14 protein-coding genes and 1 pseudogene are annotated in these 16,201 nt (G+C 49.9%); 6 read left to right on the top strand and 9 right to left on the bottom strand.

The features are described 5' to 3' along the window. The 4 genes from KKG35_12925 to KKG35_12910 all read right to left on the bottom strand — a co-directional run. On the bottom strand, window positions 1–592 hold a 592-nt coding region (locus tag KKG35_12925), incomplete at its 3' end, for a hypothetical protein (protein MBU1739028.1). 677 nt (window positions 593–1,269) lie between these two features. Next, window positions 1,270–2,217 (bottom strand): AMIN domain-containing protein, encoded by a 948-nt coding sequence (locus KKG35_12920; protein ID MBU1739027.1) that lies wholly within the window; start codon window positions 2,215–2,217, stop codon window positions 1,270–1,272. A gap of 186 nt (window positions 2,218–2,403) precedes the next feature. Then, window positions 2,404–2,718 (bottom strand): cytochrome-c peroxidase, encoded by a 315-nt coding sequence (locus tag KKG35_12915; GenBank protein MBU1739026.1) that lies wholly within the window; start codon window positions 2,716–2,718, stop codon window positions 2,404–2,406. Continuing rightward, window positions 2,719–3,090 (bottom strand): hypothetical protein, encoded by a 372-nt coding sequence (locus KKG35_12910; protein MBU1739025.1) that lies wholly within the window; start codon window positions 3,088–3,090, stop codon window positions 2,719–2,721. It abuts the gene before it with no gap. Between KKG35_12910 and KKG35_12905 the strand changes: the two genes are divergently transcribed. Further along, window positions 3,090–3,509 (top strand): hypothetical protein, encoded by a 420-nt coding sequence (locus KKG35_12905; GenBank protein MBU1739024.1) that lies wholly within the window; start codon window positions 3,090–3,092, stop codon window positions 3,507–3,509. The genes KKG35_12910 and KKG35_12905 overlap by 1 nt on opposite strands. 260 nt (window positions 3,510–3,769) lie before the next feature. Here KKG35_12905 and KKG35_12900 read toward each other — a convergent pair whose 3' ends face one another. The 3 genes from KKG35_12900 to KKG35_12890 form a co-directional block, all read right to left on the bottom strand. Next, a complete protein-coding gene (locus KKG35_12900) occupies window positions 3,770–3,919 on the bottom strand; it encodes a radical SAM protein (GenBank protein MBU1739023.1) in 150 nt (49 codons plus the stop codon). Window positions 3,920–3,976: 57 nt separating this feature from the next. Further along, window positions 3,977–5,140: a DUF418 domain-containing protein gene (locus tag KKG35_12895; protein MBU1739022.1), complete on the bottom strand. Its 1,164-nt coding sequence runs from the start codon at window positions 5,138–5,140 to the stop codon at window positions 3,977–3,979. A 324-nt stretch (window positions 5,141–5,464) separates the two neighbouring features. Further along, a complete protein-coding gene (locus KKG35_12890) occupies window positions 5,465–6,481 on the bottom strand; it encodes a lipid A deacylase LpxR family protein (GenBank protein ID MBU1739021.1) in 1,017 nt (338 codons plus the stop codon). A gap of 324 nt (window positions 6,482–6,805) precedes the next feature. On the opposite strand from KKG35_12890, the gene KKG35_12885 reads away from it, so the two are divergent. The 5 genes from KKG35_12885 (at window position 6,806) to KKG35_12865 (ending at window position 15,054) form a co-directional block, all read left to right on the top strand. After that, window positions 6,806–9,289, top strand: a complete 2,484-nt coding sequence (locus tag KKG35_12885) for an MMPL family transporter (GenBank protein ID MBU1739020.1) — start codon at window positions 6,806–6,808, stop codon at window positions 9,287–9,289. Between the two features lie 220 nt (window positions 9,290–9,509). Beyond that, window positions 9,510–9,917 (top strand): helix-turn-helix domain containing protein, encoded by a 408-nt coding sequence (locus tag KKG35_12880; protein MBU1739019.1) that lies wholly within the window; start codon window positions 9,510–9,512, stop codon window positions 9,915–9,917. 39 nt (window positions 9,918–9,956) lie between these two features. Continuing rightward, the gene (locus KKG35_12875; protein ID MBU1739018.1) at window positions 9,957–10,556 is read left to right on the top strand and encodes a response regulator; all 600 of its coding nucleotides are present in this window, start codon (window positions 9,957–9,959) and stop codon (window positions 10,554–10,556) included. A gap of 209 nt (window positions 10,557–10,765) precedes the next feature. Further along, the gene (locus tag KKG35_12870; protein ID MBU1739017.1) at window positions 10,766–11,209 is read left to right on the top strand and encodes a hypothetical protein; all 444 of its coding nucleotides are present in this window, start codon (window positions 10,766–10,768) and stop codon (window positions 11,207–11,209) included. Between the two features lie 374 nt (window positions 11,210–11,583). Beyond that, entirely contained in the window at window positions 11,584–15,054 is a 3,471-nt protein-coding gene (locus KKG35_12865) for a PAS domain S-box protein (GenBank protein ID MBU1739016.1), read from the top strand. Window positions 15,055–15,096: 42 nt separating this feature from the next. On the opposite strand, the pseudogene rsgA reads toward KKG35_12865, so the two are convergent. After that, window positions 15,097–15,246: pseudogene (rsgA, locus tag KKG35_12860) on the bottom strand (GTPase RsgA). A 61-nt stretch (window positions 15,247–15,307) separates the two neighbouring features. Next, on the bottom strand, window positions 15,308–16,117 hold the full coding sequence (locus KKG35_12855) for an NYN domain-containing protein (protein MBU1739015.1): 810 nt from the start codon (window positions 16,115–16,117) through the stop codon (window positions 15,308–15,310). Between the last annotated feature and the right edge of the window lie 84 nt (window positions 16,118–16,201).

The raw sequence follows: 16,201 nt of genomic DNA, 5'->3' as shown, positions 1-16,201 counted from the left end.
CCAGGGAATCTTTGAGCTGGTCGGCCGAAATACTCACCATATCGGTCTCCATGGGCTGCTCTTCAACCACCCAGATTTTCATCCGGGGACCTTCCGGAATATAGATGCCGGCCCAGACATCTCCTTCGGACCTTTTTAACCGGGCCGTCATGTAACGCTGGGGGGGATAATAACCGATGGTATCAAGCTGAATTTCCGGCCCACATTCTTCGTTAGCGCATTTGAAGACCACCTCAAAGCCTGCCTTCTTCAAGGAGAGTTCGTAATTGCGCATCCGTTCAAGGGAGGAGCGGTCACCCGGATCCTGATATTCAACTTTTGTAACTTTGCCTGCGAGCTTTTCAGTTTTGACCGAGTTATCCGCCTGAACTTTGCTAACGACCAGCAACTGCTCATCAAACTCTTTGACTTCCCGGCCAATTAAAACCGACCCCTTGTATGCAGAAATCAGTGGATGCCCTTCATTCTCCGCAAGGGCTTTTGGAGTCTGAATTGTCAACCATGCAGCAAGGGCTACGGTGGCAATGATCGTTGCCTGTCGCCAGAATATTGCTACAGACCGCTTGAATCCTTTTCGACCAGGCCGTTCCATCTGAACACCTCCCTGTATGCGCTTTTATAATATGGACAATTTCCCAATATGTTTGCCGGGCCGGTGTCTGCGCCAGAGAAACATGCTGAAAATCATAAAACCACTGCCGAAGAAGTAACTTCCAGGATAACTTCACGGCCAAATAAACAAGGCCCGGATCAGAGTCGAAAACCCTAAACTGAAAATGAATAAGGCCCTCAAAAGGAGCGCTTAATAATACCACTTCGTGGTACATTCCTGCAATGCCAATAATATGCTCAGAAAAGGGATCGGGGCCGATTGTGGCCGGGGTCTGGTCTTGAAATGCCACAGAGCATTACAAAATGTTGCAATTCAAGACCTGACCCCACGCCTCAAAATGTTGCAATTCAAGACCTGACCCCACGCCTTGAATAGGCGGCCGCAATTCGCCTGCCGCAACACACCTGAAGAACACACATTGGCAGCCAGGAGGTTGTTTAGCAAAATCAATAAAACCAGTACACCCATAAGCTATTGAAACAAAACAATTTTTTTTCAGAATAAAGCAATAAGGAAGTTGGCATGAAATCCCCCGGCGGCAGGTATCTTCCAAAGGAGGGATGTGGTGATTCGCCGGCATTACTGTAAAAACTTTCAGGAGGAAAGAATCGAAATACCGTCCCTTCTTATAAGATACAGCACATGTGCTCCCCTGATTAATTTGCCAGGGTTATCTTCGTGCTGCTTCGACCTACCTTGTTACTGATCAGGTCCTGGACAATGCCGATCATCTTATAATCACCGACCGGGTCCGAGTTGTCCAGAATCAGAGCAAGCTCCGGCTCTGTCAGCACAAAAGCCGGTTGCGCCGGGGCTCGACCCGCAACATTTGCGTACCGGGGTTGATTCACCATCGGTTTGCCGAATGGGTCCAGCAGAACTATTGAGATCACATAGGAAAAATTTCCGTCACTGTCCGGGGTAAGCCCGGTGACCAGAAATGAGGTGCTGGTCTCCTGGTTTGGCTTTACCTCCTTCAGAAGTTTCAGGCCTTTTTTCTGGTCGGATGGTGCGTTCAGCCATTCTCGGGCATAGTCAGGCGAATCCGAGGTCACGATCAACAGCATCAGGTCGCCGGCAACTTTTGGTTCCGGGTATATGGTTTCCACAAGAGGGGCAGCAACTGTTTCCGGCACCGGATCAGGTTGTTCTTCCGGGATGATTTCGACATCCGCATTGACGACAGCCGGCTCCAGGATGGTGACAAGCAATCCCTCCGGCTGTTCTTGTACCGTGTACTCAAACAATCCTTCAAGACCGGAATCAAAAACCACTCTGAACCCTTTCCCCCTCGGTGCCGTTCTGACCCGGGCAAGAGCGGTTCCTGCCTCTTGGGCAGGGATCGGACCCGCCAGTCGCACATTCCTGATGTCTAAATACATACGATCAGGGCGACCTGCCTTCACATTTTTTTTAAGTTCAACTTTCCGGTAATTCTTTATAGTTCCGTCTGCTTTCAGGTAAACTCTCGTTTCCTTATCGGTACGTACAATTTCGATCTCGGACAGGACAACCGCTTCAGCGCTGGCAAGCGCCCCGAAGGATAATAAAACGAGGTGTAGAGACAAGGCCAACAGCGCTGATAATACTCCGGGTAATTTCATGCACTCCCCATTTTCAGAATCGTTTAATCCCGATCTCTGCCCCCCGAATCTTAAGGAGGGCAACCATTTCCGGGTATGTAAGAATCGGCTGGCGAAGCATCCGGGACGGAAATGAAAATAGCCACCACCAAAACATCGAGGATTGCTATTTTCTTCATCGGTCAAACTTCCATGATCGGCCTGTTACTATTTACTTAATGACTGGATATACATCATGAGCGACTGCATTGCTACAGTCTGCTCATTGAGCTTTTCGCCCTTCAGGGGTCCGACTATACATTTGTTTATGATCGCAGCCAGATTGGCTTTTCCCCCTGCGTGTTCCAGACCCTCTCCGTTCGGATGGCAGGTATTGCAATTGATGGCGTTTTGTGAAGCGCCCAGCCCGGGGTTATTGAAAAGTTGCTGCCCAAGCTCAACGGAAACCTCATCTGCAAAAGCAGCGGCCGACATCAGGCAGATGACAAAGGATGTAACGAGAAACGAGATGATTGTTTTCATTCAGACCTCCTGGTTTATTTGTGAAATTGCCTGTGCAAAAAAGAAACACCCCAATATTGCCGGAATCCCTGGCAGCTGAGGAGAAGCTGTTGCCAACAGCACTATAAAATGAATTATATGATAAACGGATAATAAAGAACAAAACTGTTTTTCTGGCCAAGGAAACAGTGACAACAACGCAACACCCCTTCCCGGCAGATCTCCAGGCGTTTGCATGGTTCCGGAGACAAATAATACATCCGTTGCTGGATTCTTAATATTCCGGATGGTATCATGGCATTGATCCAGAGAACTTCTCGTTTGGTGACCACCAACCTTCAGGGCGTTCACCGCTTGATCTTTCCTCATTTTTTTTTCAGGCAGAGTGTACAATGACCAACCCGGGAACACGAAAAACGGCCATCAAAGCAAAAACCCTGCAGCAGTTTATCCTCAACATGCGGAAACTCCCCGGCTATTCGGCCTGCGGGATTCTCACCTGCAAAGGAAGGGTGCTGGCGCGTGACGTGGTCGCCGAACCTGATGACCTGGAACTACTCGGCACCACTTACAACAACCTCTTGCAGCAGTCAAAAAAGGCAGCGGAACATGTGGGCATGCAGGGATGCTCCCAGTTCTCCATCAAAACCCCTGCCGGACGACTGGTTCTGGTTCGCTGTTCAGGAAAAAACGCCATGCCCCATTTCCATCTGCTCGTTGCCCTTGAGGAGGAGTCAGACGTCTCGCATGTCGAACTGGAAATGAATTCGTTTCTGGATCAGGTCCATCATGAATTTTCACAACAGACCTGATCGGGACGTGTTGCCAGACCAAACCCTTCCAGGCCATGCACCGAAATGATCGGCAAATGATCGACGAAAGCCCGTCGCACGGCACTCCGGATCTTGATGTTTTGTACTACCCTTTCTAGTGTCACGTCAACTCTGAACCGTCACATCTTTCTCGTCGTTTTTCGCGCCTCCTGCGTTACCTGTTGGGTTGCATTGCGCTGCTATGCAACCCAACACATGCCTTGCCGGCACAAAAAATGCCTGAGAAATATTATGACATTTCATCCTTGACGCGACACTAGGTTGGTCCCGGAGCGCAGACTATCAGTCAACTCCTCATCGGCGGCATCAAGGCTGAAGGCGATGAAATGAAGCCCGGCAGCGATCAGGTCATCGGCCATATGATCATCGAGATGCATTGAGTTCATCACCAGCCCCACCTTGCGAAGCCTGCAGGACAAGGAGCGCCGGGGAAAACCCGCTTCCTTTCAGAATTGAAATTTCGCAGCTTTTCTAAGAACCCATTCCAGAGGACCATAGGCAAAATGTTTGCACCAGACCGCGGAAAAAACCGCAAAAAACAGACATGAAGCGAGAAAGAAGGCGATGACCGCCGCCAGATAATCATCCCCTGAGAGATTGTCATACAACAGATCGAATACGGAATAGGCAAGAAAGACATGGCCTATATAGATAGTCAGGCTCAACCGGCCAATATATTTTAATGGGCTGAGAATCCTGCAAACCGTTTCATTCCGGCAGCCAACCATGAGCACGGTCAGCAGGAGGAGAGCCGACGAACCGCACGACAGTGCATAGAGCGGGGACAACGGAAAAGCAGTCCGGCTGAGGAGCAGGCTTTGCAGGGTGTCTGCCTCTTCAGGATCAAGCATTCTTCCCATGCGGAGAAGATACTCACTCACCAAAAATAAGCCCGCTGCAGCAAAGGCGATACGGCCGGGAGAAACATTACCGCTCAACATGCGGTTTTTACCAAACCAGATCCCGACAAGGAGAAACGATAACCAGGGAAAGGCCGCATAAGAACCGTTGAACAGAAGATCAACCACGTTCCGGGCAACAATCCCCTGAATCGTGAACAATTCGCTGAGGTCAGGATCCCCGCCGGTCCACCAGTATGCGGCAGCGGCGACCGTAATGATCAGCAGCTTGAGAAGCCAGAGCACTCTTCCCGAACAGGTGATCAGTAACGCACCGACAAACAGGAACAGACCGTAAAAATGGAGAATATCGGCCCGCCAGTAAAGCCACAGCAGATGCCCGACGAAATAGAGAACCAGACAACGCATCAGGATCTGTTTACGGAATAACCGGAGTGCTTCCTTATCCCCAGAATCCAGGGCCTTTCTGCCGAGAAGGGTCAGACCGACCCCGGCCAGCATGATAAAGAGCGCAGCCGCCCTGCCGCAGAGCAGATCCGCAAGATCCATAAAGAAAGAATCCCCCTCGAAGAACTCCAGGAAGATTACGAAATAGTTGACCACCAGCATCCCGAGGACGGCAATAGCCCTGGCGATATCATAACTTTCAATGCGGGTGGCGGGAATCGCCCGCTGTTCGGGCAGGGGAGCAGCGATTCCTGCGCAGGGTGGGACGGGAACAGGACCGAGGACTACAATGGATTGCGTCATCAGAATAGAAGACAGAACAGAAAATGCGACATAAAATTCACCATCCCCGAGGGGAATTGAAAAATGGATGATTCTATTAAATCACCCCACCGGCAAATGCCACAATTATTTTTTCAAAGCTGAATATTGATGGCTTCGTAAAGAATCTTATACATCCAGATTACCTACGATAATCCAACAAGTTAGATGGCACTGCCCATCCTTCTCGTGGCTTTTTACGAGACCGGCAAAAATGTTCGCGCTGCCTCTTCTGGAAATTCCGGGGCAGCCCTTCCCCTGCTGATATCTTCCCGTAATCCGGAAGATGACGCGCAATCCAGAATCTCAAAAGCGCCAGGAGGCGCTCAATGATCCGAAGATGTTGTAATCCCTCTCCGCATCGAACTCCTTGGTCCTGAGAACGTAGGAATAGGTCAGCCGCAGCTGGTTCAGATCAAGAACATATCCTGCCATAAAATCCGCCACCCACACCCTTCGATCGACACTGTGGCTGTCCTTGAAGGTGTTGCCGTCCAAAAAAATATCATGGGCAACCGCCCGTCCGTCCAGGGCGGCAAAAAAATGCCAGCCGACAATCCCGAAGCCGTTGTCCCTCGGGAATGGATCCCTGAAGGCGCTGTTGGTGGCACATCCCGCCCTGATGGGGCAGGAGCCGAAATCGTCCGGTAATTTCCAGCCGTAGCGCACTTCAACTCCGGCATTGCCATAAACGTTCACATTGCCGACCCGGAATCCCAGGTGAGGAATCAGATCAAAATTATAACCGCTCCCACAATCTTTCTGCCAGGTCCGCCATTGTGATTCACAGATCGCCTCAATGGCCACTTCGTTCTTCAGCTGGTTGTCCCACCCTTCCGCCTTGTTGTTACTGAGCAACTGATGGGTTATATTCTGAACCTCTTCACCGAGCGCCAGCGGCCCGACCACCCCGAACTGAAACTCCCAGCTGGTCTTGCGGTTCATGGTACGGCTGTGGAATCCCGTGGCAAAATAGAGATATCCGGCATAGGGTCGGTCTTCGACAATCAGGTCTCTGCGGCTCGTATTTTCCGGAGTATAAATATTGTGGCCGACGGAGAGAGAGACGGCCCGGTTGGTTGCCTTGTCTTTAATAAAAGGCAGGCTGTTGATCAGCGGATAGCTCCATTGCGGCAGATTGGGCTCTTGAAAATCGGTCTCGTAAGGGGTACTCCAGGTCAGTTTCAAGCCGCTGGAATACCCACGATCGGTCCCGGTAAAGGCATCGTTTTCCCAGTAGAGGGTAAAAGTATCAAAGAGTTTCTGCTCCTCTTCCGCCCCGACGATTTCCACTCCGAAAACCAGAAGAAACAGCGCTGTCAACGCAAGGCCAACCTTGATCCATCGGCAATCTCCGACTGAGTATCTTATTGAAATAATTTGCAAAATATCTTTATTCGCGATCTCCTGGCGATCCAATCGATCATTATATCGATTCCAGCGCCCCGCCCTTTTCAACCCCTGATTTTGCAACGACCCGTGACAAACCGCGAACAACATGAGACTTCAAGCCACGTGGACTGCTTTTCTCTTTCCTTGTTCAAATAACCACACAAAGGTTGATCTGAAAATAAAAAACGCCTTGCCGGATAGCACAGTTTACTGGCACAGTAATGACAGATGCTGTTCACCGATAACTATTCGACAATGAAACAAACCCTTTCAACCCTCTATGATTCACTGGTACTGAAGCAACCGGCCGTAACCCTGATCATCACCCTGCTGACGGTTGGTTTCTTTGCCTGGCACATCCCGGACTTCCGGCTGGACGCATCAGGCGACTCCCTGATTCTCGAAAACGACGCCGACCTTTATTATCATCGCCAGATCGCCGAGCGTTACGGGTCCGGTGACGTGCTGGTGGTCACCTATACGGCTGCAACCGATCTGTTTGCGCCGGAATCCCTTGCCGATCTCAAAGGGCTTCGGGACGAACTTGCCCAACTTGAGGGCGTCGCCTCGGTGACCACACTTCTGGATGTGCCCCTGATCTTCACCACCGACATTTCGCTCTCGGACGTGGCCGACAAGGACAAACTGCTGACCCTGGAAAAATCCGGCGTCGACAAAAGAACGGTCGTGACCGAACTCTCTGAAAACCCGCTCTACAAAGGGAGGCTTCTCAGTGAAGACGGAAACACCACCGCCCTCCTGGTCAACCTTCCCATCGACCGGCAATACCGGGAGCTTCTGGCCCGCCGTTACCAGCTCAGGGAAAAAGAATCCCTGGGCACCCTGAGCAGACAGGAAGAGACAGAACTGCACCAGGTCTCAAGCGCTTATCGGCAGAACCTGACCAGGCTGCAGCATCAAGAAAGCCGACTGGTAGATGCGGTCCGGCAGATCATCGACAAACACCGCGGGAAAGCGGAGCTTTACCTGGGCGGGGTGCCGATGATTACCGCCGACATGATCGCCTTTATCGAAAACGACCTGCTGGTCTTCGGGGTCGGGGTCTTCATCTTTCTGGTGATCACCCTTTACATCACCTTCCGCAAGACTCGCTGGGTGTTTCTCTCCCTGCTTTGCTGCAGCGCTGCAGTCATCACCATGCTCGGCCTGCTCGGGATGATGGACTGGCGGGTCACCGTCATCTCCTCGAACTTTATCTCGCTGATGCTGATTTTGACCATGGCTCTTACCATCCATCTGATCGAGCGCTACCTGGAGATCCATGCCAGAAACCCCGGAGTCAACCAGCGCTATCTGGTTCTGCTGACGGTTAAAACCATTGCCCTTCCCTGTTTTTATACCGCCATGACCACCGCAGTCGCCTTCAGCTCCCTGGTGGTCAGCGGGATCAGGCCGGTTATCGATTTCGGCATCATGATGACCATCGGCCTCATTGTCTCTTTTACCCTGGCCTTCATCCTGTTCCCGGCTTCGGTCTGCCTGCTCGACAAAGACACCTCCGGCGCCGGCGAGGATTTCAGTCACCCCTTCACCCTGATTTTTGCCGGGGTGACCAAGAACCACGGCGGGAAAATCCTCATCCTGGCCCTGCTCCTGGCCATTATCAGCGGGGTCGGTATCACCAGGCTCAAGGTTGAGAATCGCTTTATCGACTATTTTCGGGAAAAGACCGAAATATTCCGGGGGATGAGCCTGATTGACCGAAAGCTGGGGGGCACAACCCCGCTCGACCTGGTGATCGATTTCAAAGTTGAGGAAGAGGTCGGCTTCGGCGAAGATGAATTTTCTGCAGATGATGGAGGCGGCACATCAAGATGGTATGCCGACACCTATACCATGGAGGAAATCGAGGAAATCCACGACTATCTGGATGCATTGTCCGAGACCGGCGAGGTCCTCTCCCTGGCAATTTTAGGCAAAATCACCACTCGTTTGAATGACAATATCCCCCTCGGCAATTTTGAACTGGCCATTCTCCATAAAAAAACCCCGGCCGATATCAGGGAAATGCTGGTCGATCCTTACGTTGCAGAGGACATCACCCAGGCCCGATTTACGATGCGGATCATCGAGTCCGGCCATCCGCTTGCCCGGGCTGAACTGCTGACCCGAATCAGGAATTTTCTGGTCGGGGAGATCGGTCTTAAAAGTGAGCAGATTCACTTCACCAATATGTATGTTTTGTATAACAACATGCTCGGCAGCCTCTTCCGCTCACAGATCATGACCATCGGCCTCGTCTTTCTGGGGATTGTGTTGATGTTTCTGGTGCTTTTCCGCTCCCTCTCCCTCGCCCTGATCGCCATTGTCCCGAATATGCTGCCGGTGGCGGTGGTCCTGGGCGCCATGGGCTGGCTCGGAATCCCCCTCGACCTGATGACGATCACCATTGCCTCAATCACCATCGGCATTTCGGTGGATGACACCATTCACTACATCCACCGATTCCAGAAGGAGTTCCCTGAAGATCGCAATTATCTGGCCACCATGAACCGCTGCCATCGCAGTATCGGCCGGGCCATTCTCTACACGACGACCACGATTACCATCGGTTTTTCAATCCTCGTGCTGTCAAACTTTATCCCGACCATTTATTTCGGCCTGTTCACCGGCTTTGCGATGCTGGTCGCCCTGCTCGGCGACCTGCTGCTGTTGCCGAAGATGCTGGTGCTGTTCAAACCTCTGGGCAAAGAGGGTGTTCCGTCAGCGGGGAATTGATTGCCGGCCAAAAGGCAAACAGTCCGACATTTTCCCAGGTGAAATTGTAAAGTATACGATTATCTTCTCTTGGTATCCTTTACATCCCGATTCACTCAGCACAAACAAATTATCCTGTTCCATTTGTTTGATATCCATATCAAAACAATATACAATACAAGCATGTTTATATTGTTTTAGCATGCATCGAGCGGCAAGATTGCTTCATAAGTGAATCCCCATGATATTCGACAAGATCTTCGAGCGTATAAAAAGAGAAACCGAGATCAAAAGCATGGCCCACCTTGCGAAAATGGTTGGCACAGCACAGTCCTACGTTTCGAAAAAGAGAAAAGAAGACAAGTTTCCCGTTGAATGGGCATACATTGTCGGCCGGGAATACGATCTCCTGACCGAATGGATCCTGACGGGAAATGGCCCGAAAAGTCTTAATGATGAAAATGAACGAAAAATCAAACTATTAAATGAAGTTGAGTGCTGGATACTGAATACAGACGAAGAAGAGCGGGGCGCCGTCGAATGGTTTACCTATGATTTCAGAAAAAAGTATCCTGAATTCGTGGAATGGCTGAGAAAAAAAGAGGCCGAAGAGACTGAAAAAAACAAGGATCAACTCGATGAGTCATGAACCGGCGCCTGTTATTTCAGCACGCTCGGAAGGAGGACTATGATGACGGGCCATAGCATTTTACTGGTTGACGATGATGAAAGCATCCTTGAGACCCTGAAGGATATTTTCTGGATGGAAGGATACGAAGTGAGCACCGTAAATAATGGAAAATCCGCCCATAAGTTTATCGGCGCGAAATATTTCGACCTGGTGATCACGGATCTGAAAATGAAAGAGATCAATGGCCTTGATGTCTTGAAGAAATCCAAAGAGGTGTTTCCCGAATGTGGAGTCATCATTCATACCGCGTATGCAAACCTTCCTTCGGCGATTGACGCATTGCGAACTGGAGCTGACGACTATCTCCAGAAACCCTGCTCTCCTAAGGAACTCATCTTTCGGGTGAAAAAATGCATCGAGAAATATGAAGTGATCCGAAAAATGAAATCCTTTGATGATATCCTGCCCGTATGTTGTAAATGTAAAAAGATCAGAGATGATTCAAAAACCGAATACGGGACCGGTGAATGGATAAATCTGGAAAAATACCTGTCCCTGAAAACCAATGCGCGGATATCCCACGGGTACTGTGAGAGTTGCCTGCAGGAGGAAATGAAAAAAGTAAATTCAGACCAAAATGACAGGCTTGGCGAATAGTCGAAACACAGATTATTCAGTATGTCGTCATTTATCTTTTGCAGATTGCACCATCCTGATCTCAATACCGCTGCCCCACCGAGACCCGTGGAGGATATGGGGATATATTTTTCCGATTCGCCTGGCCGTTTCAGCTTGACACATACCGCAATGGTGAAGAACATAATGGGAAAGGAATATCAAACAAATCAATAATCGAGAGGATGCCCATGGAAATTCACGACCCGACCCTGCACCTGAAACTGATTGAAATGTGCGACTGCTACATGGAGACCAATTTCAAGGAACAGCTCCAGCACCTGGCAACCGCGCCGGGTGGAAACATTGAAGAAGACAGCATGAAGTATCTGGCCCTGGCCATTATGTATGCAATCACCGAGAAGGCCCGGAAGCTCTCCTTCAAACGTAAGAAAAGCGATATTACCGTAGTGCTCAAGTCCTTTGGCGAAAAAACCTCCGTGAAGGCCCCTTCCGAGGACATCTTCAACCGGATGATTTCCATTGTCCGAACAATCCTCCACCTGGAAGAAGACAAAGCATCTATGCCGCTTGCCCTGGGACTGCGCAGCGGCAACCTGGAGGTGCAGGTCAAGGTTGAACGTGAGGGTGACAAGGAATCCATGAAGCTGACCTTCCCGGATCTTGGGGACTGATCATCCACTCTGATAATCAAAAACAGCAAGACCCGGCTTCCTTGGTCGGGCTTTGCTGTTTTGGTGAAACATTGCTCTGCATGTTCAACAGTTGGGCAACTCGGAAAGAAAAGCCTCTCAAGAGATCAATCATCCCCCCCTCTCTAAATATCCTCACCCTCCCATAATCCCTTTCCAGGAATTTCAGTTTCACATCCCTCATCCATTGTGATAGCTTTAATGGTGATAGCGGGGGTCTTGATGAGGAAACAGTTCTGCCGGACGCTGGATACAGATGGCAATGATCGCCGGCTGACAAGCAGTTCAGCACCACTGCACCTCCATTTTTTGAAGCCTTATACCCAAGTAAAAAGCGAAAATTTCAATAGAACAAAATGACCTCCGATACGACATCCACATCCAAAGAACCGGCCGAACGCTTCGCAGAGCTTGAGAAGCAGGAGCGTTTGCTTCGCCTGGTTTCTGATAATTCTCCCGCATACAACGCCTATGTAGGAATTCACGATCTTCGCTACAAGTTTGTGAATAAAAGATACATTGAAGGTTTCAACCGACCTCGGGAAGAAATTATCGGCAAGCATATCAAAGAAATCATCGGCGAGGCAAATTATGAATTTGCACTGGAATCCATCAATACCGTGAGGAACGGACAGGCGACCTCATATGTGAACACATTTAATCTCAAGGAAGGGAAACGCTGGATCAAAGTCAATTTTTCCCCGGATTTCAATACCCGGGGAGAAGTTGTCGGCATTGTTGTTCTCAGTTACGACATCACCGAGCAAAAACAGGCGGAGGAATCATTACAAAAGTCGGAAACCCTGTATCACGATCTTGTTGAAACCTCTCAAGACCTGATATGGCAGTGCGATGCCGAAGGCCGATATATCTACCTGAACCCGGCCTGGGAGACCACCTTCGGATATCAAATCACAGAAATGCTGGGGAAAAAATTTACCGACTTTCAGTCCCCGGAGCAGGCAAAAAAAGATCACGCGGAATTTTTACGGCTGAAACAGGGAAACTCGGTCAAGGGCTTTGAAACTGTCCATCTGGGGAAAGACGGCCGCGAAATCCATCTGGTATTCAACGCCAAGTTTCTGACCGATGAAACCGGCGATATTGTCGGCACCCGCGGGACCGCTTACGACATCACCGACCGATATCTTGCCGGAAAGCAGCTGAGTGAAAGTGAAGAGAAATACCGAGATCTGGTTGAAAATACCGAAGACCTTATCACCCACACTGATCAAGATGGCCGTTTTACGTTTGTAAATCACACTTCCCGGAAAATATTCGGCATTTCCCCTGAAGAGTGTGTCGGTTTGCGAGCCCTGGATTTCATCCATCCTGATGATCGAGAACGGACCCGGAACCAGCTCTCTGACTGTGTTGCCGGCAAAAGATTGAAGGATTCCATAGAAAATCGCCAGGTCAATCGAATCACAGGCGAATCGCATACCCTTCTCTGGTCAACATCTTTTACCTATGATGATTCCGGTTCCCTTGTCGGTATTGGAGGAATTGCCCGAGATGTCACGCCAATCCGGACAGCGGAACAAAACTATGCAAATCTCTTCGCAAAGATGCTCGATGGATTTGCGCTGCATGAAATTATCTGTGACGATGCCGGAAGGCCGGTTGATTATAGATTTCTCAGCGTAAATCCCGCCTTTGAAAAGTTAACGGGATTAATCGCCGAAAAACTTATCGGCAAGACGGTGTTAGAGGTTATGCCGGGAACCGAAAAACACTGGATTGACACCTATGGTAAGGTGGCCATCACCGGAGAGCCGGTATTATTTGAAAATTACTCAGCTGAACTGGACAAGTTCTTCGAAATATCGGCATACCGACCGTCAGAAGGACAATTCGCCTGTATATTTCAGGATATTTCCTCCCGGAAAAAGGCTGAAAATGCTCTGCAGGAGAGAACCAACTTTCTCGACAAAATCATTGAGAGCGCAGCCTTGAGCATGTGGATTTCCGACGCGGAAGGGACTGTCATCAGGGCAAACTCAGCCTGTCTGGATTTTTTCGGCGCCACTGAAGATGAGGTGGTCGGCAAATATAATCTGTTCAAAGATATTGTTATAGAGAAGCAGGGATTCATGCCGGTCATCAGAGATGTTTTTGCAAAGAAAGAACCTGCCAGCATCATTTTGGATTACGATTTCGGGGCCGTTGACCATGTTGAAGTAAAAAATGCCACCCACAAAATCATAGAATCGGTCTTCACACCGGTTCTGGATCACAACGGCGATGTTTCAAACATCATCGTTCAGGCGATAGACCTCACCGACATAAAAAAGCAGGAAGAAGCATTACGAAAGAGCGAGGAAAGGTACCGTCTTTTATATACGAACACCCCGTCCATGCTGCACTCTATCGATCAGAACGGACAGCTTATTGATGTCAGTGATACCTGGCTGAACAAACTCGGATATCTTAAAGAAGAAGTGATCGGGCGGAAATCCAGCGATTTTCTCACTGAAGATTCACGGCGTTACGCTTCCGAAACAGTTCTGCCGGAGTTTTTTAAAACCGGGAGCTGCACTGATATCAGTTATACATTCGTGAAGAAAAACGGCGAGGAGATGGACGTTCTTCTTTCCGCTACTGCTGAAAAAGATACTGAAGGGAATATCATCCGATCACTTGCCGTGCTGGAGGATGTCACAGAAAAAATCAGGCTTGAGGCGCAACTTCGTCATACCCAGAAAATGGAAGCCATCGGCACCTTGTCCGGGGGAATAGCGCATGATTTCAATAATATCCTTTCCGCTGTTCTTGGTTACGCCGAAATAGCCAGGGACGAAATTCCCGACTGGAACCCCGCCAAACACCAGATTGATGAGGTCCTGAAAGCCGCCAATCGGGCAAAGGACCTGGTGAAACAGATCCTGTCGTTCAGCCGTAAGGGGGAGCAGAATCGGAAACCGGTAAAGATTCAGCTGTTGATAGAAGAGACCTTGAACTTCCTCCGGGCTTCAATTCCCACAACTATTGATATCAGACTCAATATGGCTCCGGACTGTGGAGCGATACTGGCCGACCCGACCCAGATCCATCAGGTTCTTATGAATCTCTGCACGAACGCTGCCCAGGCCATGGAAGAAGATGGCGGAGTCTTACGCATTGATCTCTATGAAATCGAGCTGAATGGCTCCGGTTCCGGCAACGACTTAAACTTGAAACCCGGGGTGTATATTCTTTTATCGATTGCCGATACCGGTGTCGGTATTTCCCAAAAACATCTCGAACGGATCTTCGACCCCTACTTCACCACGAAAGAGGTGGGGAAAGGTTCGGGCATGGGTTTGGCTGTGGTCCATGGAATTGTTCTCAGCCACGACGGACGGATTACAGTTGAGAGTTCCGCCGGTCAGGGGTCAACGTTCAAATTATATTTTCCAAGGGTAGCAGTGGAACCGGAAAAACAGGAGAATGTCGACACAAGCCCACTCCCCGGAGGCAAGGAGAATATTCTGATCGTGGATGATGACGCCAGCATTGCCCGGCTTACGCAAAAAAGACTGGAAATGCTCGGGTACCAGCCAACCGCCATGACAAGCAGCACCGAAGCCCTTGAGCTTTTCAGGGCCGCCCCTCATACCTACGCTCTGGTCATTACGGATCAGACAATGCCGATGCTGACCGGGGAACAGCTTGCCAAGGAACTTCTTAAAATCCGGCCTGATATCCCGATTATCATGTCTACCGGGTACAGTTCAAAAATTGATGCCGATAAGGCAAATTTAATGGGCATCCGCGCTTTTATCATGAAACCGGTCGATCACAAGGATCTTGCAACAACGATCCGAGCAGTCCTGAATGGGAATTGACAGACTTTTTTGCATGGCACCGGGCCACGCCCGGTGCAGCACTGTGATCTCTTCCTCGACAAGCAGATCGCTCTTGCTCAACAGGACAATCGGCCGGATACAACTCTCGTGCGTCATAACCAGGTAACGCTCAAGGCGGCGGAGGTTGAAATTTTCATTTAGGGACTGAACCATGAAGGCAATATCGATATTGATGGATTTATCGATCCTGCACCGCGCCGTTTCCGCGATCAGTTGCCCCACTGACTCGAAATCATTTTGCCCGCAGATACAAAACCTTTTGACTTGATCCCGGTATCGGCCGTTCTTCTGTCACGAAAAGGTCCTTCTTTGCTTTCACCAGATCAGAGAGTTTCTTGTAACCATAAAGCCTGGAATCAAAGTCCGGCTGCAGCTTGGTGAGATAACTCCCGAAAGCCCCCAGACCTGCCCAGCCGGTATCGTCAATCGACTGCTCCAATGCGTCCAGAACAAATTCTTTGGGGAATTTCTGCTTTGCCGGTGCTGTCTCCTCGGCAGCTGCTTTGGCTGGTGGGGTTCTGGTCTTACTCTTGGTTTTTGGCGGCTTCTCAACTGACTCAGAACCGGTACTTGGCCTCAGGACTTCCGTGAAAATAAATTTGTGACAGGCATAGCGAAAGGCATCCGGGGTTTTCTTTTCCCCAAAGCCAAGAACAATGAGCCCCTCTTCACGCAATCGCATCGCCAAACCGGTGAAATCACTGTCGCTGGTGATCAGGCAAAAGCCATCGAATTTTCGCGTGTACAGTAAGTCCATCGCATCAATGATCAGCGTACTGTCGGTGGCGTTTTTCCCGGTCGTGTAGGCAAACTGCTGGACAGGCTTAATGGCATATTTCTGCAGCACCTTCTTCCATGAAGCGCTGGTCGGCGCCGTGAAATCTCCATATATCCGCTTTACGGTTGCCTCGCCGAATCTCGCTATTTCCGCAAGCAGGCCTTCAATGACAGAAGCCTGGGCATTGTCCGCATCAATTAATACCGCCAATTGAAGAGTTGGCTCTTCAGACTCAATTTTTGCAACTAACCGTGGTTTTACCAAAATGCCTCCAGTTCCATAACTTGCCGCGTCAGCTCCGCCTCCGTCCTCAACGTCCGCTGAATACGTTTGGTTAAAGATCTTTTC

Source organism: Pseudomonadota bacterium, from assembly GCA_018823285.1.
Taxonomy (GTDB): domain Bacteria; phylum Desulfobacterota; class Desulfobulbia; order Desulfobulbales; family JAGXFP01; genus JAHJIQ01.
This window is presented reverse-complemented; position numbering and strand designations above follow the sequence as displayed.

Bases quoted from the DNA above. Each gene is read 5' to 3' on its own strand.
- KKG35_12920 (MBU1739027.1), bottom strand. From the start codon at position 2,217: ATGAAATTACCCGGAGTATTATCAGCGCTGTTGGCCTTGTCTCTACAC.
- KKG35_12915 (MBU1739026.1), bottom strand. From the start codon at position 2,718: ATGAAAACAATCATCTCGTTTCTCGTTACATCCTTTGTCATCTGCCTG.
- KKG35_12905 (MBU1739024.1), top strand. From the start codon at position 3,090: ATGACCAACCCGGGAACACGAAAAACGGCCATCAAAGCAAAAACCCTG.
- KKG35_12895 (MBU1739022.1), bottom strand. From the start codon at position 5,140: ATGACGCAATCCATTGTAGTCCTCGGTCCTGTTCCCGTCCCACCCTGC.
- KKG35_12885 (MBU1739020.1), top strand. From the start codon at position 6,806: ATGAAACAAACCCTTTCAACCCTCTATGATTCACTGGTACTGAAGCAA.
- KKG35_12880 (MBU1739019.1), top strand. From the start codon at position 9,510: ATGATATTCGACAAGATCTTCGAGCGTATAAAAAGAGAAACCGAGATC.
- KKG35_12875 (MBU1739018.1), top strand. From the start codon at position 9,957: ATGATGACGGGCCATAGCATTTTACTGGTTGACGATGATGAAAGCATC.
- KKG35_12870 (MBU1739017.1), top strand. From the start codon at position 10,766: ATGGAAATTCACGACCCGACCCTGCACCTGAAACTGATTGAAATGTGC.
- KKG35_12865 (MBU1739016.1), top strand. From the start codon at position 11,584: ATGACCTCCGATACGACATCCACATCCAAAGAACCGGCCGAACGCTTC.